The sequence below is a fragment of the Vibrio sp. Vb1026 genome, assembly GCF_033338745.1.
In the GTDB taxonomy this organism is placed as follows: Bacteria; Pseudomonadota; Gammaproteobacteria; order Enterobacterales; family Vibrionaceae; genus Vibrio; species Vibrio alginolyticus.
This window is the reverse complement of record NZ_JAWOTH010000002.1, coordinates 440549-465646: the sequence shown is the minus strand read 5'-3', so window position 1 is coordinate 465646 and position 25098 is coordinate 440549. Positions and strand designations below refer to the sequence as shown.

The 25098-nt window shown below is 45.3% G+C and carries 27 protein-coding genes; 18 read left to right on the top strand and 9 right to left on the bottom strand.

Annotation, left to right across the window (positions count from 1 at the left end):
• Nucleotides 1-15 precede the first annotated feature (15 nt).
• The 3 genes from R7E47_RS06020 to R7E47_RS06010 all read left to right on the top strand — a co-directional run bounded on the left by R7E47_RS06020 (nt 16) and on the right by R7E47_RS06010 (nt 3582).
• Nucleotides 16-1140, top strand: a complete 1125-nt coding sequence (locus R7E47_RS06020) for a M14-type cytosolic carboxypeptidase (protein WP_115386472.1) — start codon at nt 16-18, stop codon at nt 1138-1140.
• Between the two features lie 455 nt (nt 1141-1595).
• Complete coding sequence (locus tag R7E47_RS06015; RefSeq protein ID WP_065275126.1) at nt 1596-2576, top strand: OmpA family protein; 981 nt, start codon at nt 1596-1598, stop codon at nt 2574-2576.
• 136 nt (nt 2577-2712) lie between these two features.
• Entirely contained in the window at nt 2713-3582 is an 870-nt protein-coding gene (locus R7E47_RS06010) for a LysR substrate-binding domain-containing protein (RefSeq protein WP_318083972.1), read from the top strand.
• Between the two features lie 68 nt (nt 3583-3650).
• On the opposite strand, the gene R7E47_RS06005 is transcribed toward R7E47_RS06010, so the two are convergent.
• The gene (locus R7E47_RS06005) at nt 3651-4526 is read right to left on the bottom strand and encodes a LysR family transcriptional regulator (RefSeq protein WP_318083971.1); all 876 of its coding nucleotides are present in this window, start codon (nt 4524-4526) and stop codon (nt 3651-3653) included.
• 248 nt (nt 4527-4774) lie between these two features.
• Here R7E47_RS06005 and R7E47_RS06000 point away from each other — a divergent pair, with 248 nt between their 5' ends.
• Nucleotides 4775-5011 carry a hypothetical protein gene (locus R7E47_RS06000; RefSeq protein WP_005374030.1) on the top strand — a complete coding sequence of 79 codons (237 nt, stop codon included), beginning with the start codon at nt 4775-4777 and terminating at the stop codon, nt 5009-5011.
• 121 nt (nt 5012-5132) lie between these two features.
• On the opposite strand, the gene R7E47_RS05995 is transcribed toward R7E47_RS06000, so the two are convergent.
• Nucleotides 5133-6503: an L-serine ammonia-lyase gene (locus tag R7E47_RS05995; RefSeq protein WP_017819764.1), complete on the bottom strand. Its 1371-nt coding sequence runs from the start codon at nt 6501-6503 to the stop codon at nt 5133-5135.
• Nucleotides 6504-6634: 131 nt separating this feature from the next.
• On the opposite strand from R7E47_RS05995, the gene R7E47_RS05990 reads away from it, so the two are divergent.
• Complete coding sequence (locus R7E47_RS05990) at nt 6635-7477, top strand: YdcF family protein (RefSeq protein ID WP_213971508.1); 843 nt, start codon at nt 6635-6637, stop codon at nt 7475-7477.
• On the opposite strand, the gene R7E47_RS05985 is transcribed toward R7E47_RS05990, so the two are convergent.
• On the bottom strand, nt 7467-8123 hold the full coding sequence (locus R7E47_RS05985) for a hypothetical protein (RefSeq protein ID WP_005374025.1): 657 nt from the start codon (nt 8121-8123) through the stop codon (nt 7467-7469). The genes R7E47_RS05990 and R7E47_RS05985 overlap by 11 nt on opposite strands.
• Nucleotides 8124-8371: 248 nt before the next feature.
• Nucleotides 8372-8638: a DUF333 domain-containing protein gene (locus tag R7E47_RS05980; protein WP_005374023.1), complete on the bottom strand. Its 267-nt coding sequence runs from the start codon at nt 8636-8638 to the stop codon at nt 8372-8374.
• A gap of 277 nt (nt 8639-8915) precedes the next feature.
• Here R7E47_RS05980 and R7E47_RS05975 point away from each other — a divergent pair, with 277 nt between their 5' ends.
• The gene (locus tag R7E47_RS05975; protein ID WP_005374021.1) at nt 8916-9434 is read left to right on the top strand and encodes an NUDIX hydrolase; all 519 of its coding nucleotides are present in this window, start codon (nt 8916-8918) and stop codon (nt 9432-9434) included.
• A gap of 434 nt (nt 9435-9868) precedes the next feature.
• On the opposite strand, the gene R7E47_RS05970 is transcribed toward R7E47_RS05975, so the two are convergent.
• The 4 genes from R7E47_RS05970 to flgA all read right to left on the bottom strand — a co-directional run bounded on the left by R7E47_RS05970 (nt 9869) and on the right by flgA (nt 12269).
• The gene (locus tag R7E47_RS05970) at nt 9869-10615 is read right to left on the bottom strand and encodes a lytic transglycosylase domain-containing protein (protein WP_054579235.1); all 747 of its coding nucleotides are present in this window, start codon (nt 10613-10615) and stop codon (nt 9869-9871) included.
• Entirely contained in the window at nt 10596-11033 is a 438-nt protein-coding gene (gene flgN, locus R7E47_RS05965; RefSeq protein WP_005374018.1) for a flagellar export chaperone FlgN, read from the bottom strand. Before flgN ends, R7E47_RS05970 begins: the two co-directional genes overlap by 20 nt.
• A gap of 20 nt (nt 11034-11053) precedes the next feature.
• On the bottom strand, nt 11054-11335 hold the full coding sequence (gene flgM / locus R7E47_RS05960; protein ID WP_005374016.1) for a flagellar biosynthesis anti-sigma factor FlgM: 282 nt from the start codon (nt 11333-11335) through the stop codon (nt 11054-11056).
• A gap of 136 nt (nt 11336-11471) precedes the next feature.
• A complete protein-coding gene (flgA, locus tag R7E47_RS05955; protein ID WP_005384406.1) occupies nt 11472-12269 on the bottom strand; it encodes a flagellar basal body P-ring formation chaperone FlgA in 798 nt (265 codons plus the stop codon).
• Between the two features lie 77 nt (nt 12270-12346).
• Here flgA and flgB point away from each other — a divergent pair, with 77 nt between their 5' ends.
• From flgB to R7E47_RS05895, 12 genes are read left to right on the top strand one after another with little or no spacing between them, the layout of a single operon-like run.
• Complete coding sequence (gene flgB / locus R7E47_RS05950) at nt 12347-12709, top strand: flagellar basal body rod protein FlgB (protein WP_005374013.1); 363 nt, start codon at nt 12347-12349, stop codon at nt 12707-12709.
• 2 nt (nt 12710-12711) lie between these two features.
• Nucleotides 12712-13146, top strand: a complete 435-nt coding sequence (gene flgC, locus R7E47_RS05945) for a flagellar basal body rod protein FlgC (RefSeq protein ID WP_005374012.1) — start codon at nt 12712-12714, stop codon at nt 13144-13146.
• Complete coding sequence (flgD, locus tag R7E47_RS05940; RefSeq protein WP_005384410.1) at nt 13146-13829, top strand: flagellar hook assembly protein FlgD; 684 nt, start codon at nt 13146-13148, stop codon at nt 13827-13829. Before flgC ends, flgD begins: the two co-directional genes overlap by 1 nt.
• A 27-nt stretch (nt 13830-13856) precedes the next feature.
• Nucleotides 13857-15053, top strand: coding sequence for a flagellar hook protein FlgE (gene flgE, locus R7E47_RS05935; RefSeq protein ID WP_005374010.1), 1197 nt, complete (start codon nt 13857-13859; stop codon nt 15051-15053).
• Between the two features lie 12 nt (nt 15054-15065).
• On the top strand, nt 15066-15797 hold the full coding sequence (gene flgF, locus R7E47_RS05930; protein WP_064369422.1) for a flagellar basal-body rod protein FlgF: 732 nt from the start codon (nt 15066-15068) through the stop codon (nt 15795-15797).
• A 24-nt stretch (nt 15798-15821) separates the two neighbouring features.
• Complete coding sequence (gene flgG / locus R7E47_RS05925; protein WP_005374008.1) at nt 15822-16607, top strand: flagellar basal-body rod protein FlgG; 786 nt, start codon at nt 15822-15824, stop codon at nt 16605-16607.
• A gap of 32 nt (nt 16608-16639) precedes the next feature.
• Complete coding sequence (gene flgH / locus R7E47_RS05920; protein ID WP_017635111.1) at nt 16640-17311, top strand: flagellar basal body L-ring protein FlgH; 672 nt, start codon at nt 16640-16642, stop codon at nt 17309-17311.
• Complete coding sequence (locus R7E47_RS05915) at nt 17296-18432, top strand: flagellar basal body P-ring protein FlgI (RefSeq protein ID WP_086026720.1); 1137 nt, start codon at nt 17296-17298, stop codon at nt 18430-18432. Before flgH ends, R7E47_RS05915 begins: the two co-directional genes overlap by 16 nt.
• A 10-nt stretch (nt 18433-18442) precedes the next feature.
• A complete protein-coding gene (locus R7E47_RS05910) occupies nt 18443-18991 on the top strand; it encodes a rod-binding protein (RefSeq protein WP_005374002.1) in 549 nt (182 codons plus the stop codon).
• Nucleotides 18992-20365, top strand: coding sequence for a flagellar hook-associated protein FlgK (gene flgK / locus R7E47_RS05905; protein WP_005374000.1), 1374 nt, complete (start codon nt 18992-18994; stop codon nt 20363-20365).
• Between the two features lie 13 nt (nt 20366-20378).
• On the top strand, nt 20379-21278 hold the full coding sequence (flgL, locus tag R7E47_RS05900) for a flagellar hook-associated protein FlgL (RefSeq protein WP_005373998.1): 900 nt from the start codon (nt 20379-20381) through the stop codon (nt 21276-21278).
• A gap of 18 nt (nt 21279-21296) precedes the next feature.
• Nucleotides 21297-22337, top strand: coding sequence for a hypothetical protein (locus R7E47_RS05895; RefSeq protein ID WP_062731081.1), 1041 nt, complete (start codon nt 21297-21299; stop codon nt 22335-22337).
• An 88-nt stretch (nt 22338-22425) separates the two neighbouring features.
• On the opposite strand, the gene R7E47_RS05890 is transcribed toward R7E47_RS05895, so the two are convergent.
• Nucleotides 22426-25089: a DUF2339 domain-containing protein gene (locus tag R7E47_RS05890; RefSeq protein ID WP_411913449.1), complete on the bottom strand. Its 2664-nt coding sequence runs from the start codon at nt 25087-25089 to the stop codon at nt 22426-22428.
• Between the last annotated feature and the right edge of the window lie 9 nt (nt 25090-25098).

Here is a 25098-nt window from a genome sequence, read left to right as displayed (position 1 = left end):
AAGGTGAGTCATAAAATGAAAGTATTCAGCAACTTCGATAGCGGCAGCATTCACGTAGTGAAAGCGGACGACAAAAACGACATCCAACTCAAAATTCCTAACGACAATATGTCGGAATTCTACCAGTGGTTCCACTTCCGTCTTGAGACAGAAGTCGAGCAATCACACACCATCAAATTGCTTGATTTGGCTAAATCGGCTTATCCAGAAGGATGGCAAGGTTACGATGTGGTTGCGTCTTACGATCGTGAAGAATGGTTCCGACTACCGGCAGAGTTCGATGGCGACACGCTGACTTTCACTGTAATCCCTGAGCGCAGCTCAATTTACTTCGCGTACTTTGCGCCATACACGTACGATCGTCATTTAGACTTGTTACACATGGCACAAAGCGCGCACCACTGCCAACTAGAGACGCTTGGTCATACGCTAGATGGCAATGACATGAGCTTGCTTACTTTCGGTGAGCCAGAAGAAGGCAAAAAGAAAATCTGGATGATTGCACGTCAGCACCCAGGTGAGACAATGGCGGAATGGTTCATGGAAGGTATGATCCAACGTCTGTTAGATGAAAACGACACGGTTGCGCGTGCATTGCTTGAAAAAGCGGTGCTTTACGTCGTACCAAATATGAACCCAGACGGTGGTATTCGCGGTCACTTGCGTACCAACGCAGTAGGTGTAAACCTAAATCGTGAATGGCAAACGCCATCAATGGAAAAGAGCCCAGAAGTCTACCTTGTGCGTCAGCGCATGCTGGAAACGGGTGTTGACATGTTTTTAGATATCCATGGCGATGAAGCGATTCCGTATAACTTCGTCGCTGGCTCAGAAGGTATTCCTTCTTACGATGAAAATCTTGCCGCTTTAGAGGCATCATTTAAGCAAGCGTTATTGACTATTACGCCAGAGTTCCAAGATGAGATTGGTTACGATAAAGATGAGCGTGGTAAAGCGAATTTGACTGTGGGTTCAAATTGGGTTGCAGAGCAGTTCAAATGCTTGTCTTACACAATCGAAATGCCATTTAAAGATAACAACAATCACCCAGATCCACTTTACGGTTGGTCTCCTGAGCGTAGTGTCTTGTTTGGACAAGATGTATTAGCTGCAACGTTAACCGTAGCGGATAAAATTTAGCGCGACGAGTTAACGCTTTTTCATTATTTCGAAAACAGCTCATTTTAAATGAGCTGTTTTTTTGTGCTCTCCATATCCACGCTCCCCTGTAAAAATTTGTTGCCATTCACAAGCTTAAATGATGATTCTTAAATTTGAGAAAGTGGCTTTTTATGGTGATTTGCGTCACAGAAAGTTGGCTTCTTTGTGATATTCTCCGCAACGAATTGACTATGGCTAAACCAACGCAACGAACTTTATTTTTCGGTTGGGTATGCGGATGAAGCTCATGAATAGATGGTCTTGAGGTTACCTTTTTCCGTTTTACGTCATTGGCGTTTGAATATCATTTTTGATTCTTTCCTACGCTATTTAGCTATTTCTATTCGAAGAAAAGAGAAAGTTACGGCTTCATATTTTACGGCAGTATGCTGCCGCGATGTGTTGCTTTGTGTACAAGAAAAAGGAAAAGAATAATGAAAAAAATCGCTATAGCAGTGGCTACTGTACTTGCTGGTGGTGTGATCTCAAACGTTGCACTTGCTGACACTTACATGGGCGGTAAAATAGGTTACAACTCTCTAAACGATGCGTGTTACCTAAACGAACCTTGTGACGACGACAGTTTTGCAGCATCTATGCACTTAGGCTACAGCTTCAACAAGTACGTTGCAGCAGAGTATGGTGTTGATTACCTTGGTGACTTCACTGCAAACTTCAAAAAGCCTGGCCTAAACACAGTTGACGGTGACCTATGGGCACTAACTCTAGCTCCTAAGTTCAACCTACCACTAACGGATTCTTGGAATCTATTCGCGAAAGTTGGTGCTGCATACATGATGGCTGGTGACGAGAAAGATTTCGTACCAACTGGCTCTCTGGGTGCTGAATACCAAATCAACTACAACTGGAGCCTACGTGCTGAATACCAACGCTACCAAGATATGTCTGATGATGTAATTGAAGACATGGATTCAGATTTCTTCGGTATCGGTTTCAACTACAAGTTTGGTTCTGAGCCAGTCGTTCAAGAAAAAGCCGTTGAAGAGGTGGTAGAAGCACGTCCTGCAACCCGCATTGTAGATCACGTTTACCCTGCTCAAACAACAGCGACAGTACAATTCGACTTAGAAAGTGCAGAAGTGAAAGACGCGTCGAACCTTTCTGGTACCGTTGATTTGATGAATACTTACCCACAAGCTCAAGTTGAGATCACGGGTTACAGCGATACGACAGGTTCTGCTGCTTACAACAAGCAACTCACAGAAAAACGTGCGAAAGCCGTTGCTGACGAGTTCCAAGCAAAAGGTATTGCGGCTGAGCGTATGACAGTGAAAGGCATGGGTGAAGCTAACCCAGTAGCAAGCAACGAAACACGTCAAGGTCGTCAAATGAACCGTCGTGTTGAAGTAGTTGTCCCTGCGTTTGAATACCAAACCACTGAGAAAGCAGAATAATTCCTGCTTAAGATAAAGTTCCAAAAGCCAGCGTGTATCACGCTGGCTTTTTTGATCCCGCTTAACAAACTCAGCACTTTCATCAATTTGTCATCACCAGTTCATACCATGGCTGCCAAGTGTTTGGGAGAGTGTTATGCAAAGTTTACCGCCGCTTAATTTGCTCCGAGCGTTTGAAGCCACGGCGCGATTACAGAGCTTCACTAAAGCCGCAGAGGAGCTAAATGTGACCCGTGCGGCCGTCAGTCAGCAGGTGAAATCGCTAGAACTGCAGTTAAATGCAACATTATTCGAGCGCAAGGGTACGCATCTTACGCTGACCAGCTCAGCAAAAGAATACTGGCCTGTGGTTAACCATGTGCTTCAAACATTATCGACCACGACGCAGCATTTATTTACTCGTCCCAAGAATACGCAAGTTAACTTACATGTCGCTCACAGCTTTTGCTCTCAGTGGTTAATGCCAAGATTGGCTGATTTTCAGCGACAATTCCCAGACATTTCCTTTAAAGTCTCGACAACTGCTAATACAGTTCCAAACGCCAGTGCGATTGCGGATATCGAAATTATTAACGGAGATGGAGATTGGCAAGAGCAAGAAGCCATACGATTAACCCAAGAAAACTGGATTGTTGTCGCAAGCCCCGGCTTTATGCATTTAACCCCGATAAATGACCTCTCGCAGTTAGCTAAAGCGCCTAAAATCTGTACTAGCGGTTATCATGAATCTTGGCAAGAGTGGCTTGCGCACCAAGGTTATCAAGGGAAGGTGAGCAAAGTCGTCGCCGAGTTTGAGCATTCATTGCTTGCTATTCATGCTGCGATTAATCAACTTGGCGTGTTGTTGGTAAGAGACTTTCTTGTTGAGGATGAGCTGCAACAGGGTGTATTAGTCCAGGTTGGAACTTGGCATATGCCAAGTTCTGGTGCACATTATATGATGGTTCGAGCATCCGAAAAATCACACGTAAACACCTTTGCTCAATGGTTAATACAGAGTCTTTAATGTTCGTTCAGCGAGTGAGTAGAGCGCATGTGTGGTTTGGCTCTTATTAGCAATAGCAAGTCATCAGTCTAGGACTGAGCGACATGCTTAATGACATCTAATAACCACTGATTTACCGGAGCTTGCTGTTGAGAGCGACGACAGCTCATCACGTAGCGAACATCAAGCTCTAGCCCAGCAGGAAGCGCGATACTTCGGCAACCCTTAGGAACATGTCCACTCATCGTTATGCCAAAATGATTCGTTTGCAGAAGCACTTTTTGAATCATCGCTGGATGCTCAATTTCCACTTTAGGTGTGGTTCTAAAACCCATATGTTTGAGCCTTTCCAACACAGGGTATCGGTAGTCGTTCCATCCCGGTGTTTTAAAAAGTATAAAAGGGTATTCTTCTAGTTCTTGGGAGTTTTGAGCGGGATGATCTTCTCGAACAAAAAATACCGCTTTTCCTCGCCCTAGTTCGGTCTGAACAATTGACTGTGGCAGATCTTCATCAAAGTAATGAATCGCAATGGCGTTTTCACCGTCAATTAATCGTTTTTTTGCTTCGCTACCCCAGCGCAAACATGAGAATTTTGCGTTTGGGGCGTGCTTTAGTAACTCCAAGTAAAACTTGTCACCGAAGTACTCCCAAAACAATGTGTTGGCATAAATAGTGATTGAACCGTCAAAATGAGCTGGTGAAAAATGCTGTGGTTTGATGGAATCAACGCTGTTGATTATTTGCTCAAAATGCGCAATGTTCGCTTCCACAAAAGCTGTTGGTTCAAAGCCATTTTTGGTCTGAACGAATAGCGGATCATTGAGCTGAGTTTTCATCTTTGTCAGATTTTTGCTGATTGCTCCTGACGTTTTACCGAGTGATTCTGCGACTAACCGGACGTTACGTAACTCATACATCCGTTTTAATACCAAAATATTTTGAATATCCAGATTAACGCTCATACATTGTCTCGCTTGGCTTTTGTCGACAAATCATATCGCTGAATTTCTTAAGAAAAGACAACGCTCGGTCAATTTAAGTCGCTGCCTTATCCCTGATTTATTGAAGGTAACGATAAGTTATTCTTGGTTACATCAGTTTATTAGCTTGGATTTCCATTTGGTAAATAATGGCTTTCCTCGTATGAGCGCGTTTCTGTTGTTACAGTTTTTCCACCGAAAGAAAGTAAGAACGATAATAGAGGTGATGTATGAAAAAACTAATCGCACTTGTTTTGATGGTTTGCTCAACAAACGTAGCATTTGCTGGCGATGGGTCATACACGGGCACGATTGATATGACGATGGCAACGAAAAATCAGGTTGACGTAGAGCGTGCAGATTCTCAATTGACGCTGAAGGGTCGCAATGAAATGGCCTATGGCGGTGTAACAATCCATTCGGATGCTGCAACTCAAAAAATTGAACTTCGTGGTCGACGTGATTAATCGAATAGTTTCTTGTTAAGAAAATGCCGCGAAGAACGCGGCATTTCTATATGTAATATCATCAGATCACAATTACCGGATAAGCGTATGGTGAGAAGCTAAGCGCAATGACCACTTGCCATTATTCGCATGGCGGTGCCATATGAATGACAGCTAAGCCCCCCAAAGAGGTTTCACGGTATTTTTTATTCATATCTTTACCAGTCTGATACATGGTTTCGATAACTTTATCTAACGAAATTAAGCATTTACTTGTGCGCTTTAATGCCATACGCGATGCATTAATCGCTTTCATTGCTCCCATGGCATTTCTTTCAATACAAGGTACTTGAACCAAGCCGCCAATCGGGTCACAAGTCATACCCAATGAATGCTCCATCGCAATTTCCGCAGCAATACAAATCTGCTCGTTACTGCCCCCTCTTAGCGCTGTTAAGCCAGCGGCAGCCATGGATGAAGAAACCCCAACTTCTCCCTGACACCCCACTTCTGCACCAGAAATTGACGCGTTAGTTTTATATAAGATGCCGATAGCGCCGGCGACTGCGAGAAAGTCTTTTAGCTGTTTAACATCTAGCTCTTTGATGAAGCGATGGTAGTACATCAATACCGCCGGAATCACCCCTGCTGCGCCATTCGTTGGAGAAGTAACGACTTGCCCTCCTGCTGCATTTTCTTCACTAACCGCAAAGGCGAAGAGATTGATCCAATCCATGATCTCCATCGGATCGTTTTCAACTGCAGCGTTGGCTTCGAGCTTTTTCAAAAGGTTTGGTGCTCGACGAGTGACATTTAGACCACCTTCCAAAATCCCTTCCGTATCGAAGCCACGTTGCATGCAGAGCGACATCACTTTCCAAATTTGCTCTGCTCTTTGGTTAATTTCTTCGTCTGAGCGAAAGGCGAGTTCGTTTTGGAGGATCATGCCTCCCAAGCTGAAACCGTTCGTCTCGGCTTTTTCTAGCATCTCATCTGCGGATGTAAACGGAAATGGTACTGCGACTTCATCTTGTTGCGTGCCGTTCTCTAGTTCGTCGGCGGTGGCGATGAATCCGCCCCCAATGGAGTAATAAATTTCAAACGCTACTTGATCTCCAGCAGCGTCTAATGCCGTAATCGTCATGCCATTTTCATGCAAGGGAAGGTTGTCGCTATGAAAGACGATGTCATGGTCGTAGCTAAACTCAATCTGGTGTGTACCGGCGAGCATGAGCGTATTATTGTCTATGGTATTTTGTAGCGCACTTTTGGCACTGCTCATTTTGATGGTATCAGGTTTATTTCCCATCAAACCAAGGACCGTGGCTCGGTCTGTATGGTGCCCTCGACCTGTCAGTGACAATGAGCCATAAAGGTCCACTTGCACCCGATGCACTTTCGCCATAGAGTCGCTAACTAGCTGAGTGAAATGGAATCCGGCAAGCATAGGACCATTAGTATGGGAGCTGGATGGCCCGACACCAATTTTAAATATATCGAAAATCGACAGCATAATTGACTTCCTTTAACAGTGAACCTTTATAAAGGTCTCTAGAACAGTGTTGTTAACTAGATGTTAAAGCTTGTGGGTCGGGAGTGAAAGAAGATTTTTGTAACACTGCCAACTAAGCGCGAGATTTTAAAATGAAGTTAGACAACATCGTCATCGTTTTAGGTAAACGCCTCGTCAATAACAGGTTGACCTCTGAGGGCATAACCAGAGTCGAAGCTTTGTCTTGTAGGACTGCATCACTACCGATAGAGCGGACGGTGATTGTTTTTTGTGGCGGAGTAACGCAAGGACAAAGCGTTTCTGAAGCAGAGGCGATGTACGCGTATTTTAGAGCCCTAAACGCAGACTCTGTGAATCCGTTCCCTGAACGTCATATACTCTTAGAAACGGAGTCGTTGAACACGTTTCAAAACATGCGTTATGTTTCCCAAGTTTTGTGCAAAAGTGGGTTGTTCGAGTTATGGTCGGGGCATCCGGTTAAGGTTATCTTGCTATCTAATGACTACCACCTCGAACGAATCATTGATATCCAGAATTTGATGGATGAGCAAGGCTTATTACGAGTACTTAAATCCGATTGCGAATCCATGGGGGTGACACTCAATATTCCACTGGATATCAGCAAACATATTAGCGTGCCATACCCACATAAGGGGCTTATAGCGGAGACATTCTTGCTACTCGATGAACTCACAACCTACCGAGTTTATTTAGAAGGGGTCAAGCATGGCGTATTTTTCCGAGATTTATCAATTGTCCGAAAAAAGCCACTGATGATCGCAAGAGATGCTATTCGCAAATTGCTCTCTTTCCCGCTTGATAAAGAGGCTTTGCAAGATATTGAAGAAATGAAAAAGGCCGTCGAAATGACGGCCTTGGATGAATCTGTAGGTGCTGCGGAAAAGGCATTAAGTATCTTCCATCCGATACTGACTGCATTGAACCGTCGCTTTGATCCTGAGTCTATTCATTAAGCTCGCGTTTTGTACGGACGGCGCTTAATGCGATCAAACAGTAGCAAAGCAGTTCTATACCTTCTTCTGAGATATTTTTAACATCACGGATGTAATTTTCATCCATCACTTGTTGCCAAAAACTGCCCATACCATACAAACGAGAGAAGACTAATAATAGCATTACAGCACCAACTAATAGCTTCATATGTGGCACCGTTAAAATGGTCGCCATTTCGTTCATGGTACCTTTACCACCTTGGTAAGCTTTGGCGCAAGCCAGTGCGGTGACAGCAAGTGCAGGGAAAACCCAAGAGCCATGATGAATCATGTCTGTCCAATAGTCCGTTTCGCGAATAATCAGTACTGCAAAAAATCCTGCAATCAAAATAGCCGCATGCTTTAGCTGAGGCTGTTGTTTCGATAAGCTGAAAAACGACCATGATGCAATAGCAAGCATCACAAGCTGGAGCGTTTCTGTAACGGAAAGCTCGCCAAGGCTTGATCCCAACACGACATAATCAAGACGAAGACTAAGGTTAACGAGAATACTTATAGCGACAATCATCAAGGCGTTTAAACTCGATTTATAAATAATGCGCTTCGATTTTTCAGTAACAACGTTGCTTGGGGCTGACTCGGCTTCTTTTACTATTTGTGTTTTCATCTTGCTCACCTGTCCCAGAAAATGTGGAAGAAATGTGAATTAGTGTGATCTGGTTTGGAATTTTATTGTCCAAGTGGAAAGTTATGTCAGGGGAATGTCAAGAATAGAACACTGTTCGATATAGGATCGATGTGCGGTAAAGTCAGAGATATGTAAAAACAACGTAAGAACGCTTTGATAAATCAAATAAAAAAGGAGCCCAAAGGCTCCTAAGTGATAGAGGGAAGGTGACGTATCGACAAAAATAATTAGTAGTTGTCACCCTCATTTTCTTTGTGATTCTCGCGATAGTATTCCCATTGCTCGACGCGTTCATTGTCCGACAGCACACAGTAAGTGACACGTTCGCCGTTTTCCGACACGGTATCCAGCTCACCACCTTGCTGAACACAGTATACGGCTGCGGGATTTGCAACGGAGGTATACTCAGTTGATCGGGTTGCTCCCTCGTAAGTTGAACAACCAGCCAGTACCAATGTTGCAGCCATAGCCATCATTAAATTTGTCTTTTTCATTCTTTATCTCCGCATGGGGTGGGCGAGTATTGTATTGATTATAGGCAACTTTAAGAGATTATTGTCTTATCGATGTTAAAAGTAAGAGGGACGTATAAGAATTTAGATATTCTCATTTATTGCTGATTAGCACGTCACACTTCTGTTCTTGGCGTATTGTTGTGAAGGTCATATCAATCACTTCCTGACAAGCGCTCGAACGTACCTGGCCTACAACAATGATTTAAAGTGTGAAATTCGGTAATATGCGCACAAAACATTGACCGTGGTATTTTCGATGAGACATTTAAAATCGACCGTTCATCCAGACATAGAGCATTTGGATGACAAAATTGTTTTTCAGCGCAATGCAGCGCGAGCCATTGTACTTGATGGTGAAGATGTGCTGTTGCTCTATACAGAACGTTACCATGACTACACGCTACCAGGCGGTGGTATTGATGATGGTGAAGATGTCATTGCTGGATTAGTCCGTGAATTAGAGGAAGAAACGGGCGCCCAAAATATACATGGTATTAAGCCTTTCGGAATCTTTGAGGAGTTTCGTCCGTGGTACAAGGATGACGCTGACGTGATGCACATGGTGTCGTATTGTTATACGTGTAAAATCGAACGTGAGCTAGGCGAAACGGCGTATGAAGATTACGAAGTTAAAAATGGAATGCGCCCGGTATGGATGAACATACACGAAGCAATTGCACACAATGAAAAAACGATGGCAGAAAGCCCGAAAAAAGGCATGAGCATTGAGCGCGAAACGTTTTTACTTCAGTTGATTTCTAAAGAATTACTATAAGCAGCTAGCTTGCATTATTACGACTTAGCTTCTGTTGGCTCTATTGTGGGCAAAGATTTTAGAGCAATAAAAAAGTCCGGACTCCCCCCCGGAACCCGGACTTATTCCAGACGCGCAAGCGAAGCGTCATCTTGATATGTTAGATTTGTTTCGAACTATGAAAACAATAGCTGTTTTACATTTAGTGTGTAAATAATTATTAGGTCTGACCATTGGTTTTCATGTTTTTTGCAAACGCAATGTGACGCATATCTACCCAATTGCCAAGCGCAATTGGGGCGCTTTTTAGTAAACCACTACTCTTTCTTATCTTTGAGATACCTTACCTCAACTTTTTTGCACACGTTTGCATAGAGATCACGAGTTTTCAAATTCGCCGAACAGGATCTTGTAATTTTACGTTTCTCTGACATTGAGCTCTGTCGTAGCTTTTATCACAAATTAACTAGCGGAGGCAGTCGGCTAAAGTCGACCAGCGGTTGTGAAATCATAGGAGCGTCTGGAGCAAATAAGAGTAAAGGTTGAAATGATGAGGATTGTAACTGACCGATATCTATCAACTTTTCCAATGCATAGAAGCGGCTGACATATTGGCGAGTCTCGTTAGGCAGCGTGAGTTGTTGGAAATCTCGACTTCCTGCTCGCTGAATAGCACGTGCAACACGTCCTTCTCCGGCATTGTATGCAGCTAAAGTGAGAGCCATATTTTGATCGAATTTGTTGTATAAAAACGCCAGGTACTTGAGCGCGGCCGTTGTGCTGGCTTCTGTGTCAAAGCGATCGTCTTGTTTTGTATTTATCGTTAATCCGAATCGTTTCGCTGTGGTTGGTATCAATTGCCAAAGTCCGGCGGCGTTAGCGTGAGAAACGGCTTTGGGATTGTAAGAAGACTCTAACATTGGCACTAAGGCTAGGCTATTTGGTAATGAGTGGTTTTGAAGCTGTTTGAAAATGTGGTTAATTACTGGCTTGGATGAATCGAGACGCTTGGCAATTTGTGGCTTGTATGGGGCTAATACTTGATACTGCGTTTGAATATCGACAGCATTTGGTTTTGCCTGGCATGTGAATGGAAGGTAGGACAGAAAGGCAATAAAAATAAAAAGGCCTACAGTACTCAGCCGAGATGGCGACTGAATCTGTAGGCAAGACGAACATCGTTTAGAACGATTTATCTTCATAAGTGTGTTGCACAGGTTGTTTGAGTTGACTGACCAACTCATGGAACGCCGCAGAGCTGTGGCCATTGCTCTGATTGTATTGTTGGCACTGACTTACCAACGTTTCCAATAGCGCCCATTGTTTTCTAGCTTGCATACCTATTTGGGCAGGCAAAGCATTGAAAATTCGTTTTACGCTGGCGTCATTACACGCTAACCCCAGCGCTCGCATACACTGGCTTCTGTCATTGGCGGAGCGGCTGAGTTTATTGAGTATCGGCATTTGTTTTTGAACATTGTCGTTCAGTGCCTCTCCATCAAACTTTAAGTACAATACCTTTTGCTGCTGAAGCAAAGGAAGTAGTTGTTGATAAAGCTTAATATCCTCAGATATAGAGCGAACAAATTGTTGAATTCGCTGCGATACTGCGCTTGCCATGATGTCTTCCTAGCGTTTTATTACTCGTGACCTGTATGGAACTGCATGATTGCCTTGGATAGCACTTTTGTATCTAGGCTAAGTTCACCACGCGCTAATGCGTTGCGTACTTGTTCTACTTTTTCCATATCAACATCAGGTAGTGATGCCATTTCAGCTTGAGCGCGATCTATCGCTACGGTATTCGCTTGAAATGCAGGCTCGTGTACTTTGCTCTGTTCGACGACGTCGACAGGCTGTTTGCTTGCTTGCTGTAATTTTGTTTGTGGGACATGACCGCCCGCGACTTTGTCGATTTTCATGCTGTGGTCCTCATCATCATGTTCTAAATTAAGTAGGCGGTTAGAATGTGATAAACATTAAATATTTTTTTTGTACTCGAAGTTCAGTGTTACTGACGAGAGCCAAAATTAAAAAATGTTACCCCGAGTCAAAAAATCAAAATTGAGTATGAACCTGGTTTAATCCAGTTACGACTGCTCTTATGACCTTGCCCGAACTTGGGTTTTCCACGTCAATTTGTTGCCCTTTCGCTCCATCTTCTAAGGCGACTCCTTTTGTGCTGGCACTAAATCCATTTTTGCTCGCAATGACTATGACTTCATTGCCTTTCTCGATTAGAGGTGGGGCCGACAAATTGGATGGATTAACCACTTGTCCAGCCCGCAAACGACGAGAGGTTTCTAAGCCTACTGCTTGCTCGGGGCGAGTATAAAAATCGTCTTGGCGAGAGATGGTTCGGGTTTCAAGCTTTATGTGTTTAGCCGTTACGACTTCATTTCGGCCAACCGTGGTTGTCGCGACCAAAACAGGCAGAGTCAGCGAAGACTTTATCGTAACGTTAATTCGCCATGGTGATGCGATATTGTCGCAGCTGACTGAGCGCTTGAGGTTACCGACTGGCAACGTGTTGTTGTCACGACCTGTGATAACTAAAGGAGATTCACATTCTGGCAAGTGATTGGCTGAACCGGGTACCCACATGTCGAAGTCCAGTTTGTACTTCCCCCACTGATTGGAGAGCGCTACGCGATCCACCTCTTGTTCGAAATCCGTTGCTACAACGGACCTTATCTCTTCAACGCTTAGGGTTTTGTCATTGGTGTTGGCGAATGCTTGTTCTGATGTCAAAGCGAGTAACGTCAGCATTATTGTTGAGGAAGTGGACACTTTCCTCTTGTTTTTAATGCTTTCCGAGAACCGGAAGTTTGGCTTCCATCCTTGTTTGTAAATCATTGATATATATGGCTATTTTTTATGGCACGTATCTTGTTTGTATGTTGGCGTATTCGAGCCAACTGTAAGGAAGATGCATGGCGATCACATTTGAAAATGCTTTAGGAGTACATCCAGAGGCACTTAATTTTCGCGTTCAGCGTACCAAAGTCCTCGCCAGTAACCTAGCAAATGTTGACACCCCTGGGTATTTGGCGAAAGACCTAAGTTTCACCACCGTAATGAACCAAGTAACGGCAGGTGGTGTGAACAAACCGGTGCCAAAGTTCCAGGTTCAGGCCCAATACTCGGTGCCTTACCAGAATAGCAAAAATGGCAACACCGTAGAGCTTGGTGTTGAACAAGCAAAATTCACGCAAAACAACATGGACTTTCAAACTAGCCTGACGTTTCTCAACATGAAATTTAATGGCTTAGCGAAAGCGATTGAGGGACGTTAATTATGTCATTCACTGATATTTACTCGATCACTGGTTCCGCGATGACAGCACAAACTGTGCGTCTGAATACGGTAGCCAGTAACCTAGCAAACGCAGATGCAGTATCTGCAAATCCAGAAGATGCTTATAAAGCGCTTAAGCCAGTATTTGCGACTGTGTACCAAAAAACGCAAATGACAACAGAAAATGGAGCTTATCCCAATGCAGAAGTTCGCATTGTTGACGTTGTTAAAAATGCTGGAGATGCAGAGAAGCGTTTTGAGCCGAACAACCCACTGGCTAATGATGAAGGCTATGTGTTTTACCCAGATATTGATGTAGTTGCTGAAATGGCAGACATGATGTCCGCAACACGCAGCTTCGAAACGAATGTTGAAGTATTAGCCAATGTAAAAAGTATGCAGCAAGGTCTGCTTAGATTAGGGCAGGGCAGCTAATGAGTATTGCACAATACACCCCTTTATCGTCTGACGCTCCAGTAAATACAAAAGCAAAAGACAGCAACGGTATCTCACCAAACCCTAAAGACATGAACAGCGCTTCTTCATTGGAGAATGAGTTTATTTCTTTGATGGTGGCTCAAATTCAAAACCAAGACCCACTTAATCCCCTTGATGGTACGGAATACGTTGGTCAATTGGCTCAGTTCTCGCAGGTACAAAGTACCGAGAATATGTCTAAGACAATGCAACAGAGCATGGTGTTACTGGACAACATGCAAGTGCTATCAACAGCGGGCCTTGTTGGGCAAACGGTTTACGTCAACGCGGATGAATTTCAGCTTGGTGAAGACGTACAAAACGGAAAAATCGAACTCGCTCATAGCTCAAACCAAGTCACGTTAGTTGTTAAAGATGAATTTGGACAATCAACTAAAGTGCCACTAGGTGCTCACGGTAAAGGTGACGTCGACTTTTCAATTAATCCTGAAGAACTTGGTCTTAAACCAGGCAAATACTCAGTGGCCGTAGAAGTGCAAGAAGGGCAAGCAAGTCCAAATGTGCTGATGGCAGGCACTGTTGAGCAAGTGCGCATTCCTAATACCGGTGGCGCAGCATTAGTCAATGTCCATGGCGTTGGCAACGTTCCTTTCTATCAAATCACTCAGTTTGGTGCTTAACCAAATACGGAAATCAGAGGTCTATTTATGAGTTTTAACATCGCACTAAGTGGTCTGGACGCGACCAACACAGAGCTAAACACAATCAGTCACAACATTGCCAACGCATCAACGTATGGTTTTAAAGGTGGCCGCACAGAATTCTCCGCTGTATATAACGGCATGCAACCTGGTGGTGTGGAAGTCGCGTCAATTTCACAGAACTTCGACAAAGACGGCAGTATCACAGGAACTGGCCGTGCGATGGACCTAGCTATTAATGGCGGTGGCTTTTTTGTTACTAAAGATAATATGGGTCAAATGTTGTACACACGTTCAGGTGTGTTCTCAACGGATAAGAACAACTTTGTTACGGCTAACAGCGGTGCAAAGCTTCAAGGTTACAGTGTCGATAGCAACAACAACCTAATGACAGGCTCTGTGGGTAATATTCAGGTATCGACTTCCTCGCTGAATGCTAAAGCAACAGACAGCTTAGATTTTGTTGCGAACTTCGACGCAAGCGCGTCTGTTATTGATAAAGCCGTAACGCCATTCAATCCAAAAGATCCAAGCTCATTTAACTCGTCTTACACAACAAAAGTCTACGACTCATTGGGTAACTCGCACACGGTAACTCAGTACTTTACTAAGACTGCTTCTAACTCGTGGGAAGTGAACGTTCAAGTAGATGGCGGTACGACGCCAGTAGCAACTGTGCCTGTAACGTTTGGTAAAGACGGCTCGCTTTCAGCACCAACTGCGCCGTTTAATGTTTCATTCCCTGCAGCAGGCGCGAACGCGATGAGTGTAGACATTAACCTGAAAGGCAGCACGCAATTTGGTGCAGCTTTTGGCGTAAGTACTAATAGCCCTAACGGTTACACATCAGGTGAACTTGCAGGTGTACGCGTTGAAGGTAACGGCATGGTTTACGCGACTTACACTAACGGCCAATCACAGCTACAAGGTCAGGTTGTTCTTGCTGATTTTGCAAACACACAAGGCTTAGCGAAAGTGAGTGGAACATCATGGACTCAAAGCTTTAGCTCAGGTGCTCCAATTATGGGTGTTCCGGGTTCAGGTACGATGGGTGACCTAACTCCGGGTGCATTAGAAGGTTCTAACGTTGACTTAACCAGCGAGCTTGTTGCTCTAATGACTGCACAACGCAACTACCAAGCAAACGCAAAGACAATTTCTACCAGCGACAAGCTTACTCAAGCTTTGTTTAACGCGGTGTAATGGGAGTTTTGCATGGATAGTTTGTTATTTACGGCAACGTCGGGTGCCAGCCGAGTTCTTAAAGCGCAGCACGTTCGTTCAAACAACTTATCAAATGCTGATACTGCGGGTTTTCGAGCGGATATGGAGCGTGTGCGTAGTGTAGAGATGCAAGGCCCAGGTTTTGATGGTCGCACTATGGTTGTGACCAACTCTGCCTCAACACGTTTCGACGCTGGCGATATTGTGAAAACAGGACGTCCGTTGGACGTTGCGGTTATGGGGGAGGGATATCTCTCTGTAGAAACCCCAGCGGGTAACGAAGCTTACACCCGTGCAGGCAATATTCAGGTCGATACTTTTGGCGCTCTAACAATCAATGGGTTCCCTGTCCTCGGTGAAAATGGTCCTTTGGTTGTGCCGGATTATCAAAAGATTGAAATCAGCGAGCGTGGTCAAGTCTCAGTGATCCCACCAGGTGGCGGCGCAGAAATTGTGGCAGGCACTTTGAAGTTGGTTAAACCGGAAATTAATCAACTGCAAAAAGAGAGCGATAGCTTGCTGCACAGCGTAGATGGCGTGCCATTCGCGGCAGATGAAACCGTGCAACTCTCTCCTGAGCACATTGAGGGCAGTAACGTATCTGCTATTGATGAATTGGTTAGTGTGATGTCGCTGACGCGTAACTTTGAAATGCAAGTTCGCATGATGAAAACGGCGGAAACTCTAGCAAAAGCTGGTAACAAATTAATGGCGGCGAGCTAAGTCTCGCCCCGCAAGGAGTAAAAAATGCATTCAGCATTATGGGTAAGTAAGACAGGCATGGCAGCGCAAGACACGAAGATGACTGCCATTTCTAACAACCTAGCAAACGTAAACACGGTTGGCTTTAAGCGTGACCGAGTCGTATTTGAAGATCTTTTCTACAGCATTCAGCGTCAACCAGGCGCTCAAGTAGACCAAGTTAACGAACTACCAAGTGGTATTCAGCTAGGTAGCGGTGTTCGCGTTGTTGGCACACAAAAAGTGTTCACGCAAGGTAATACCCAAAACACAACGCAAGAGTTGGATCTTGCTGTAATGGGTCAGGGTTTCTTCCAAATAGAAAACTCGGACGGACAGATCATGTATACACGTAATGGTCAGTTCCATCGAAACTCAGAAGGCTTAATGGTGAACAGTCAGGGCCTGCCTTTAGAGCCTCAAATCCAGATCCCTGACAATGCGGTCTCTTTCTCTGTGGGTGTTGATGGCACCGTGACTACAACAACAGCAGACGATCCAACACCTCAGCAGCTTGGTCAAATTACACTTGCAAAATTCATCAATCCAGCCGGCTTAGAGGCCATGGGTGGCAACTTATTCCGTGAAACGGAAGCCAGCGGTCCAGCTGATGAGCTGATTGCAGGAGCTGATGGTGCCGGCATTATCAAGCAAGGTGCACTGGAAGGGTCAAACGTACAAGTAGTAGAAGAGATGGTCGACATGATCACCACTCAACGTGCGTATGAGATGAATGCGAAAGTGGTCTCTGCTGCAGATGACATGCTGAAGTTTGTTTCGCAATCAATGTAAGTATGAAATTGGTGATGATGAAGGAAAAAGCAATGAAATGGCTTTCTAAGAGTTGGGCAGTAGCCGCCGTGTTGCTGGTGGGATGTGCTGGCCGTCAGGAATTTATTCCGCCTGAGCCGAATGCTGAGGAATATGCACCACCAACGCTCGATTACACGCTGCCGGAAACCCAATCTGGTAGCCTTTATCGTCACCAATACACGATGACCCTGTTTCAGGATCGTCGTGCTTACCGAGTTGGCGATGTATTAACGGTTCAACTATCAGAAGAAACCTCATCGAGTAAAAATGCGGGTACTAAGTTCGGTAAAAGTTCAGCAATTAACTTTGTGGCGCCGACCATAGGCACGAAAACTATCGATGAGTTAGGGGTTAGCGTGGATGGCAAACGTAACTTCGATGGCAGTGCATCAAGTTCACAAGGCAACAAGCTTCAAGGTGCCATTACGGTAACGGTACACGAAGTATTACCTAATGGCGTATTGCGTATCAGCGGTGAAAAATGGCTTCGTCTTAATCAAGGCGACGAGTTTATTCGCCTAACCGGTATCGTCCGTGTGGATGATATTAACCGCAGTAACCAAGTTTCTTCTCAACGAATTGCTGATGCAAGAATTACCTACGCAGGTCGCGGAGCCCTAGCTGACAGCAACGCAGCCGGGTGGCTAACTCAGTTCTTCAACAGCCCATGGGTACCTTTCTAATGAAGACAATGCAATCTTTCTTTATGTCTCTCCTATTGGTGTTGACCTTGGGACTACCAGGCACTTCACGTGCTGAAGCGGAAATTCCGATCATGGACTTGGTCGATGTTCGCGGCATTCGAGAAAACCAACTGGTTGGTTATGGTTTGGTGGTTGGCTTAGCCGGCCAAGGTGACCGAAACCAAGTGAAATTTACCTCTCAATCTATTACCAACATGCTACGTCAGTTTGGGGTTCAAATTGATGACAGTATGAACCCTAAGCTACGAAATGTGGCTTCTGTGAGTGTGACAGCGTCCGTTGACCCAATGGCAGGCCCAGGACAAACGTTGGATGTGGTTGTGTCTTCAATCGGTGATGCAAAGAGCCTTCGCGGTGGTACGTTATTGCTAACGCCTTTACGTGGTATTGATGGCGAAGTGTACGCGATTGCGCAAGGTAACGTGGTTGTGGGCGGCTTATCTGCAGAGGGGCGAAGTGGCTCCAAAGTAGAAGTAAACACACCAACGGCGGGTCGCGTTCCGAATGGTGCGACTTTAGAGAGAGAAATCAAAACCGATTTCAACCAACGTGATGAAATCACCCTAAACCTGCGCAAGCCTAGCTTCACTACAGCAAAAAATATTGCGCGTGAAATTAACAACACTTTTGGACCTAACGTTGCAGTTGCGATCAATAAAGCGCGCATTGATATGCGTGCACCAAAAGATACACAGCAGCGTGTCGTCATGATGTCGATGCTTGAAGAAATGAGCGTCGTTGAAGGCCGTAAACCTGCTCGTATTGTCTTTAACTCTCGCACTGGCACCGTAGTGATCGGTAAGAGTGTCAAAGTGAGTGAAGCAGCAGTAAGTCACGGTAACTTGACCGTGCGAATTTCTGAATCACAACAAGTTAGTCAGCCTAATGCGTTTGCAAATGGCGATACGAAAGTCGTTAACCAAACGGACCTTGATGTGAATGAAGATCTCGCTCAGATGGTGATTTGGCCTCCAGGCACGGAACTTAACACCATAGTTAATGCGGTAAATAGTTTAGGTGCCACGCCTACAGACTTGATGTCTATCCTGCAAGCTTTGAGTGAAGCAGGTGCATTGAACGCTGAATTGGTCGTGATATAAGGAGTTAAGGATGAAGCTAGACAGTACCAATGAACAAACTCAGTTAAATTCGATGCTTTATCACGACAATAGTGCATTGGCTAACATCAAGCATAGTCGTGATCAAGAAGGCGCACTTGAAGTCGTCGCAGGTCAATTTGAGGCAATGTTCCTACAAATGGTGTTACGCCAAATGCGCAGCAGTAGTGATGCTCTTGCTGATAAAGACAGCCCGTTCGCCAGTCAGCAACAAGGGGTATTCCGTGATATGTATGACGGTCAGCTGGCGATGGAACTAGCAAAGAAACAGAGCTCAGGCATTGCCAATATGCTCATCCAGCAGCTGAGCCCGTCTATGCGTGAGGTTGCTTTCGATGCTGCGCGCAACATCTCATCCGCTAACGATGGTAAAGCTTCGAATTCTGAATCTATCTCACAAGTAGATTCTAAAGAGGTGGAGAAGAATTCAAGCCTATTTAATACCGCTTCTCAAGCCGTCGCCTCTGTTAAACAGGTATTCGGTGAGGCCGGTATGACTACCGCGTTTTCTCAGCCGTTGATCAGAAAAATGGAGCTGTAAATGAACCTAGTTAATATTGCCCTTTCAGGTTTAGGCGCGAACCGTGTGGCCCTAGACGTAACCGCGCAAAACGTGGCAAACGTGAATACCGTGGGTTACAGTCGTCAACAAGCGTTGATGGCGTCTGTCGATGATGGTAAAGCCAATCGCTTAAGTCCAGGTTTAGGGGTAGAAGTCACTAGCATTCGCCGCGTTACTGATCAATTTCTGATTAAGCAAACGTGGTCGACTAACAGTATGGCGGCATACGCATCTGGATACACCAGTAACATGAGTCAGCTGGAGAATACGCTTGGTGCCGATGGTTTCAGTATATCGGCTGGCTTGGACTCGCTAAACGCTGCGCTTAACGATGCGACCGTTAAGCCGGAATCCATACCTTACCGCCAGCAGATCATTAACGAATCTGAAGCTTTGGCCCGCCGCTTTAATACGCTTACCGAGTCTTTATACAATCAACATAAAGACATGAGCGACCAACGTAATGCAGCGCTTAACCACGCGAATAGCCTTATGGAAAATATCGCGAAGGTGAACAAGCAACTGGTAGAGATGCAAGGTACAGGTGGTAATCCATCACAGTTAATGGATGAACGAGATAGGTTAATCGGTGAGTTATCTCAAACCATTGAAATCAAAACAACACAGCAGCATGACGGCAGTGTTCAGGTCACACTAACCTCTGGTCAACCGCTTGTGATGGGTACGGACCATGGCAAACTGGAAGCCATTCCTGACCCGAGTGATCCTTACTTAGCGGACTTACACGTCACGTTCTCGAATCAAAGCTTTGCGATTGGTGACTCGCTTGGTGGCAAATTAGGTGCGATTAATGACTATCAAACCGAAGTGTTGAAACCAAACCAACTGGCTCTGAATGACATGGCGAAAGCTCTCGCGGATGAATACAACGCCGTGCTTGCAACTGGCAAAGACTTAAATGGCAACCCAGGTAAACCTTTGTTCAGCTATGACCCAGCAAACCCTGCAGCCAGTTTGGATATTACCAAGCTAACTCCAGATGAGCTTGCGTTCTCAAGTGATGGAACACCTGGTAACGCAGATGCGTTGCAATCATTGATCGAGTTAAGCAACAAGCCAGTGGCGGTATCAGGTTACGGCTCAGTAAGCTTGAACGATGCCTTTAGTTCAATGGTGGGTCAAACCGCAATTAAAGCACGCCAAGCTAATGCTGATTATCAAGCGAAGTTAGCCATGAACAAGCAAGCGCACGCAGCTCGCGATAATGTTAGTTCCGTAAACAGCGATGAAGAAGCGGCTAACCTAATGATGTTTGCTAATGCGCACAATGCCAACATGAAAGTGATCAGCACAGCAAATCAACTGCTCGATTCTATTCTGCAGTTATTCTAAGAGGAAAGTTTAGATGCGAATTAGTGACAATCAATTTAGTCAAATGATGTTGCACAGCTTGCAGAGCAATAGCGCGGGATTAGGCGAAGCTCTGCAACAGATGTCTACTGGCAAGCGCTTAACCAAGCTGTCTGACGATCCAATGGCTTCGATCAAGTTGCTTAACTTAGACCGAGAAACCAGTGCGATTGCTCAGTACAAAAACAACATTGAAAACGTAAAAACGACGCTATCGAGTCAAGAAACCCATTTAGATTCGATCAAAGAAAGCTTAAAAAGCATGCGAGACATCGCGCTTTGGGGTGCGAACGGCTCTCTTACTGACGAAAGTCGTGGCGGTATGATTACAGAGCTTAAGAGTTACCGTGATTCTATTGAGTCGTCTTTTAACGCGCAGGATGAAGAAGGGCACTACCTTTTCTCTGGTACTAAAACGGATACTGCGGCTGTAAGTAAAGCGAGCGGCAGCTACGTAATTGAAGGTAATAGTGACAAGCGCGTAGTAACAATTGCTAAAGGTGTCACGATGGATTCCAATATGACTGCAAAAGAAATATTGGACCTTGGGGGAGGCCATAACGTGCTTAACCAAATTGATGCGCTGATCAAAGAGTTTGAGAGCCCTACCGCCAACTTCAGAGCTGAAGTTGAGGCGAGTATCAGCGCTATCGACGATACTTTTTCAAACGTACTAGGGACCATGACTGAGATTGGTGGTCGACACAACAACTTAGATCTTGTTGGTGGCGCGCACAGTGAAAACAAGCTGTTCGTTGACAAGGTATCTGGAGACCTCTCTGCTCTGGACTATGGTGAAGCGTCGGTACGATTGAGTAATTACATGGCTGCTTTGCAAGCAACGCAAGCAAGCTATGTGAAGATCGATGGTTTGTCGCTGTTTGACCGTTTATAAGGTTAGGAAGTTCTTTTTATGGTAATGAGTACAGTAGAGGTTAGACCCCATAGCATACGCTTAGGTGGACAAGAACAAGCCTCTATCATGCCGACCCGTTCTGCAGACTCAAGTACGGCAATTAAACCGCGTCCGGCGCAAATTCAGGCTGACACTGCGTCAGCCTACTCTGTATCTGGTATTCAGCTTACGCAGGGTCAGCAGCAAGCCACGGCGGTTCAGATCGCGTCCAAATCGCTGCAGGTGATTGGCAAAGAGCTCACGCAAATTAAACGTGGTTTGACGCAAGCTATTAATCAAGGCGTACAAAATGTTCCTGGTTTGCAGGATACATTGGTTCGTTCTAAAGCCACCATCCAAAAAGTCGTTGAGCAAGCACGTTTCGATGGCCAGAAAGTCCTAAATAACGAACTGCACTTAAAACTGGATAAAGCGGACATTCGTCGCTTTTCTATTCCAGGTTTGAATGTTCATCGCTTAAGCGACAAGACCGAGCAAATCCGTTTGGATTTTCCTCAAGGTCAAGCGGTGATGATTCAGTTTGATGGACAATCAGACGGTGAGCGAACGGTCAAAATGCTGGATCGCAGCTTGATTGCGTTAGGAATGCGAGCCTCATTAGCCGATGATGGCAGCATTTTATTTGAAGCCAGAGACAACGCTTATCAACAAATGCAGCAAAAGGTGATGGTAACGGGGGAAGGGCACCGATTCCCTGCGGGACAGCCTAACGTTTTGAACTTAAAGTCTGAGCCAGATGGTATTGCGGAGCTCGGGTTTGATCTAGGCTCACGCGACGGCATCAAGCAGACGATTGCCAAAGTAAATCAGCATCTGAAACAAGTTCAAACGAGCTTGCAGGAAGCGAAAGCTTTTCATGGTGAACTGAATACTCAAATGCGTTCTATCCAAACCAAAACCGCACAGCTTTCAGTCAATGAGGTGAATGCAAAACTGGATGGATTCATGCAAAAGTCTGGCGAGTTTACTTCGACTTTTCAGGCATTGAATGCGCAAGCAAACGTGCGTCGTCATACCGTGGTCGCTTTACTGAAGTAACGAACACTCCAATGATTCCCGGCTTTACACTGTTATCGTCCCCCAATAACGAAAACAGCGCACTGTCGGGAATCTCTCTTTGACTCGTCTAGGGCTCGAGTGCTTTTGCCACCGAACGATTCAATTTCTGGAATAGCCATCCAAGTGCTATCAAAGATGCACCTAAGCCTAAGAAGCTTATTGCTCGCCAGAACCCATCCAGAGAGCTCACATCCCATAAGAATACTTTCAGTGCGACACCGGCAAGGACCACTAGACCGACACGCTGCATCATCAGCCCCTGTTGGGTCACGCCGCGCCAAGTCAGCAATCCACCTACGAGCAAGCCAGCCACTGAATAACTGAACAACTCTGCCATGCTGGTTGGCTGATACAGCATCATCGATGTGGTTTGCCAGAATTGACGGATAGACATCCCCAACCAAATGGCTGCAAGTAAAAAGCCTAGACTAGCAATCGCAAATCGATGAACTTGCAACGTATTCCAGCGTTTAAAGGTTGCGATAAGCAGGATGCAAGCTGGTAACAGCCAGCCGATACTCAGCATGTTAAAGATGGGAAGTGCTTGTGCCGAGACGTTATCAGTCACCAACGGCGATTCTGCCGTATTAAGCAAAATAATCAATATAGCGAACGCGCACCAAAGCAAGTAACTATAGATTTCGTAGATACGGCTTAAGCGTTGCGCAAATTGGCTGCGGTAGCTGTATACCAAACCCATAACTAATGCTTGATTGGCAAAGACTGCCGCACTTGTGAAGTCGATGTGCCCCAAGTAACCATATTGCCCCGTTAACCAGTAGTTAGTTTGGGTGAACAATGCCATTAAGAATACATGTAAAAACGCCCCTTCAAACCAGTTGGTCAGTTCTCGGTCCACTTGTTTTAGTGTTGAACGAGCGTAAGACAAGATGAAGAGAGAAGGCATATAACTCACAAGAACCCAAGCCCAATGCCCAGCTTCTACCGGTTGCCATTCGGGTATGAAAGGTAGCAGCGTGAGTCGGATAACCAGTATTCCCATTGCCACTTTAATCGCCCAACTCGCAGGTCGAAATAACCCGACTTGAGCCTGTAAGGCCATTATCGCAACTTGTATTGAGATTGCTGTTGTTAACCAAGTATCGCTCAACCAAACAAAAGCGATACCTACGATTAAAGCATGCATAACGGCAGAGCATTCTAATGCCAACGAACGTGCACGCTGACCAAGCACAACATAGTAAGTGGCCATCAATGCGCAGAAGGTAGTCCAATACCACAGGTAGCCTTGCATAAATTCGTCAACATAAAGCAACGTAATTAAGCTCATCGCGGGAGCCAGTACCAGCAGAAGCAGCCCACTGAGTTGCGAACGGTCACTAAGTGATTGGCAATATGTTCGATAGCCGATCAGTGCAATACTCACCGCCAATGCGAATAGAATGCTAGCTTCTCGCTCTAACATATACAGCGCATCAAAAGCGATGGTAAGAACAATCAGCGCGGTTGCTGAGGCGAGAATAGATGGCAAAAATACACGTAATGACCAGCCTGTACGAAGTGCTGGTAGCCAGATGATCGCAACAAGCAGCGTATAACAGTACGCCATTTGTAGAGTGTTCAGCTCCGGCATTCTGGTGACGGCAGAAAAGGTCAATAAAGCAGTTGCGAGAGCGGTAGCGGTCGGCGAGTTTGTCCACTTGCTTTGATAGTGACGAAAGCGAGGATTGAGCATCCAACCCATTCTCGGAACCGCGAAAATGAGATACAAAGTGATGGAGAGATAAATCGCGAGCCACGAGAACAACCGTTCTGTTGGTACACTCTCAATCAACAGCAACATCCAAATGACATGTGGAATCGCGATACTTGGCGTAATCCATGCCCTACGCACTTTTTGCATCAATAAGGTCGCCGCGAACGAAATCGCGCAGATGTATCCGGCTAACAAAAAGTAGTTGGGTTCACTACCTCCAATCCACAGTGGTGCTGTGTAGCCACCAATTAAGCCAAGCACGGCCATTAACGGCCCTTGTCGCAATGATAATGCTAAACTGAAAAATGCCGCTGAAGCCAAAATGATCAACGAGATACTTGGCGTTAGCATTTGATAAACCACAAAGGCAAAAATGACGGTGCAGTAAATGCCCGTTAATCCCGTACCGGTAACGGCAGCAGGAACATACGTAAAGCCTTGGGCTCGTGCTGCCCGTTGCGGATTCTGTTGTTCTTTACGGTGAAACCACTCGCCAACAAGCACCATTAGTAATGAGATCACAAAGGCAAAGGACACTCGCATAAATGGCGAAAACTGGATGTGGCTACCAATCACCTGTACGAGATAACCTCCACCGATCAGCATGGCCAATGCGCCTACCCAAACCAACCAATTTTCTTGAATGTTGCTAAGCAGGCTCTGAACTTTACTCTGAAGGAATGACTCATTTTCTTGACTAAAAACATCCAGTTGCACTTCTCTTGTCTGGGCGTATTCTTGATTCGCAGCGCTCTGGTCTAAGTCTAGGTTGGCAGCTGGATCATGTTCCCCAGAGGATGAGACATTTTTCTGTTGTGATTCTATGTGAGGTGACGTCGCTACAGATGGTGTGTCTTTTTCGATGCTGGATTGTTGGTGCACTTGTTGGTTTGAGCCCCCATGGACACTGGCTCGTAGTGATGTGACTTCCTCACGAAGTTTGGTTAGTTCTTTTTCTAAAAGTGCAGCTCGGTTGGCGGCTTTCACTCCGATGAGGATGGCGAGACACGCCATGAACAGTGC

What these genes read in the sequence shown, in the direction of transcription:
- R7E47_RS06020 (WP_115386472.1), top strand. Translation starts at nt 16, where the DNA reads ATGAAAGTATTCAGCAACTTCGATAGCGGCAGCATTCACGTAGTGAAA.
- R7E47_RS06015 (WP_065275126.1), top strand. Translation starts at nt 1,596, where the DNA reads ATGAAAAAAATCGCTATAGCAGTGGCTACTGTACTTGCTGGTGGTGTG.
- R7E47_RS06010 (WP_318083972.1), top strand. Translation starts at nt 2,713, where the DNA reads ATGCAAAGTTTACCGCCGCTTAATTTGCTCCGAGCGTTTGAAGCCACG.
- R7E47_RS06005 (WP_318083971.1), bottom strand. Translation starts at nt 4,526, where the DNA reads ATGAGCGTTAATCTGGATATTCAAAATATTTTGGTATTAAAACGGATG.
- R7E47_RS06000 (WP_005374030.1), top strand. Translation starts at nt 4,775, where the DNA reads ATGAAAAAACTAATCGCACTTGTTTTGATGGTTTGCTCAACAAACGTA.
- R7E47_RS05995 (WP_017819764.1), bottom strand. Translation starts at nt 6,503, where the DNA reads ATGCTGTCGATTTTCGATATATTTAAAATTGGTGTCGGGCCATCCAGC.
- R7E47_RS05990 (WP_213971508.1), top strand. Translation starts at nt 6,635, where the DNA reads ATGAAGTTAGACAACATCGTCATCGTTTTAGGTAAACGCCTCGTCAAT.
- R7E47_RS05985 (WP_005374025.1), bottom strand. Translation starts at nt 8,123, where the DNA reads ATGAAAACACAAATAGTAAAAGAAGCCGAGTCAGCCCCAAGCAACGTT.
- R7E47_RS05980 (WP_005374023.1), bottom strand. Translation starts at nt 8,638, where the DNA reads ATGAAAAAGACAAATTTAATGATGGCTATGGCTGCAACATTGGTACTG.
- R7E47_RS05975 (WP_005374021.1), top strand. Translation starts at nt 8,916, where the DNA reads ATGAGACATTTAAAATCGACCGTTCATCCAGACATAGAGCATTTGGAT.
- R7E47_RS05970 (WP_054579235.1), bottom strand. Translation starts at nt 10,615, where the DNA reads ATGAAGATAAATCGTTCTAAACGATGTTCGTCTTGCCTACAGATTCAG.
- flgN (WP_005374018.1), bottom strand. Translation starts at nt 11,033, where the DNA reads ATGGCAAGCGCAGTATCGCAGCGAATTCAACAATTTGTTCGCTCTATA.
- flgM (WP_005374016.1), bottom strand. Translation starts at nt 11,335, where the DNA reads ATGAAAATCGACAAAGTCGCGGGCGGTCATGTCCCACAAACAAAATTA.
- flgA (WP_005384406.1), bottom strand. Translation starts at nt 12,269, where the DNA reads ATGATTTACAAACAAGGATGGAAGCCAAACTTCCGGTTCTCGGAAAGC.
- flgB (WP_005374013.1), top strand. Translation starts at nt 12,347, where the DNA reads ATGGCGATCACATTTGAAAATGCTTTAGGAGTACATCCAGAGGCACTT.
- flgC (WP_005374012.1), top strand. Translation starts at nt 12,712, where the DNA reads ATGTCATTCACTGATATTTACTCGATCACTGGTTCCGCGATGACAGCA.
- flgD (WP_005384410.1), top strand. Translation starts at nt 13,146, where the DNA reads ATGAGTATTGCACAATACACCCCTTTATCGTCTGACGCTCCAGTAAAT.
- flgE (WP_005374010.1), top strand. Translation starts at nt 13,857, where the DNA reads ATGAGTTTTAACATCGCACTAAGTGGTCTGGACGCGACCAACACAGAG.
- flgF (WP_064369422.1), top strand. Translation starts at nt 15,066, where the DNA reads ATGGATAGTTTGTTATTTACGGCAACGTCGGGTGCCAGCCGAGTTCTT.
- flgG (WP_005374008.1), top strand. Translation starts at nt 15,822, where the DNA reads ATGCATTCAGCATTATGGGTAAGTAAGACAGGCATGGCAGCGCAAGAC.
- flgH (WP_017635111.1), top strand. Translation starts at nt 16,640, where the DNA reads ATGAAATGGCTTTCTAAGAGTTGGGCAGTAGCCGCCGTGTTGCTGGTG.
- R7E47_RS05915 (WP_086026720.1), top strand. Translation starts at nt 17,296, where the DNA reads ATGGGTACCTTTCTAATGAAGACAATGCAATCTTTCTTTATGTCTCTC.
- R7E47_RS05910 (WP_005374002.1), top strand. Translation starts at nt 18,443, where the DNA reads ATGAAGCTAGACAGTACCAATGAACAAACTCAGTTAAATTCGATGCTT.
- flgK (WP_005374000.1), top strand. Translation starts at nt 18,992, where the DNA reads ATGAACCTAGTTAATATTGCCCTTTCAGGTTTAGGCGCGAACCGTGTG.
- flgL (WP_005373998.1), top strand. Translation starts at nt 20,379, where the DNA reads ATGCGAATTAGTGACAATCAATTTAGTCAAATGATGTTGCACAGCTTG.
- R7E47_RS05895 (WP_062731081.1), top strand. Translation starts at nt 21,297, where the DNA reads ATGGTAATGAGTACAGTAGAGGTTAGACCCCATAGCATACGCTTAGGT.
- R7E47_RS05890 (WP_411913449.1), bottom strand. Translation starts at nt 25,089, where the DNA reads ATGGCGTGTCTCGCCATCCTCATCGGAGTGAAAGCCGCCAACCGAGCT.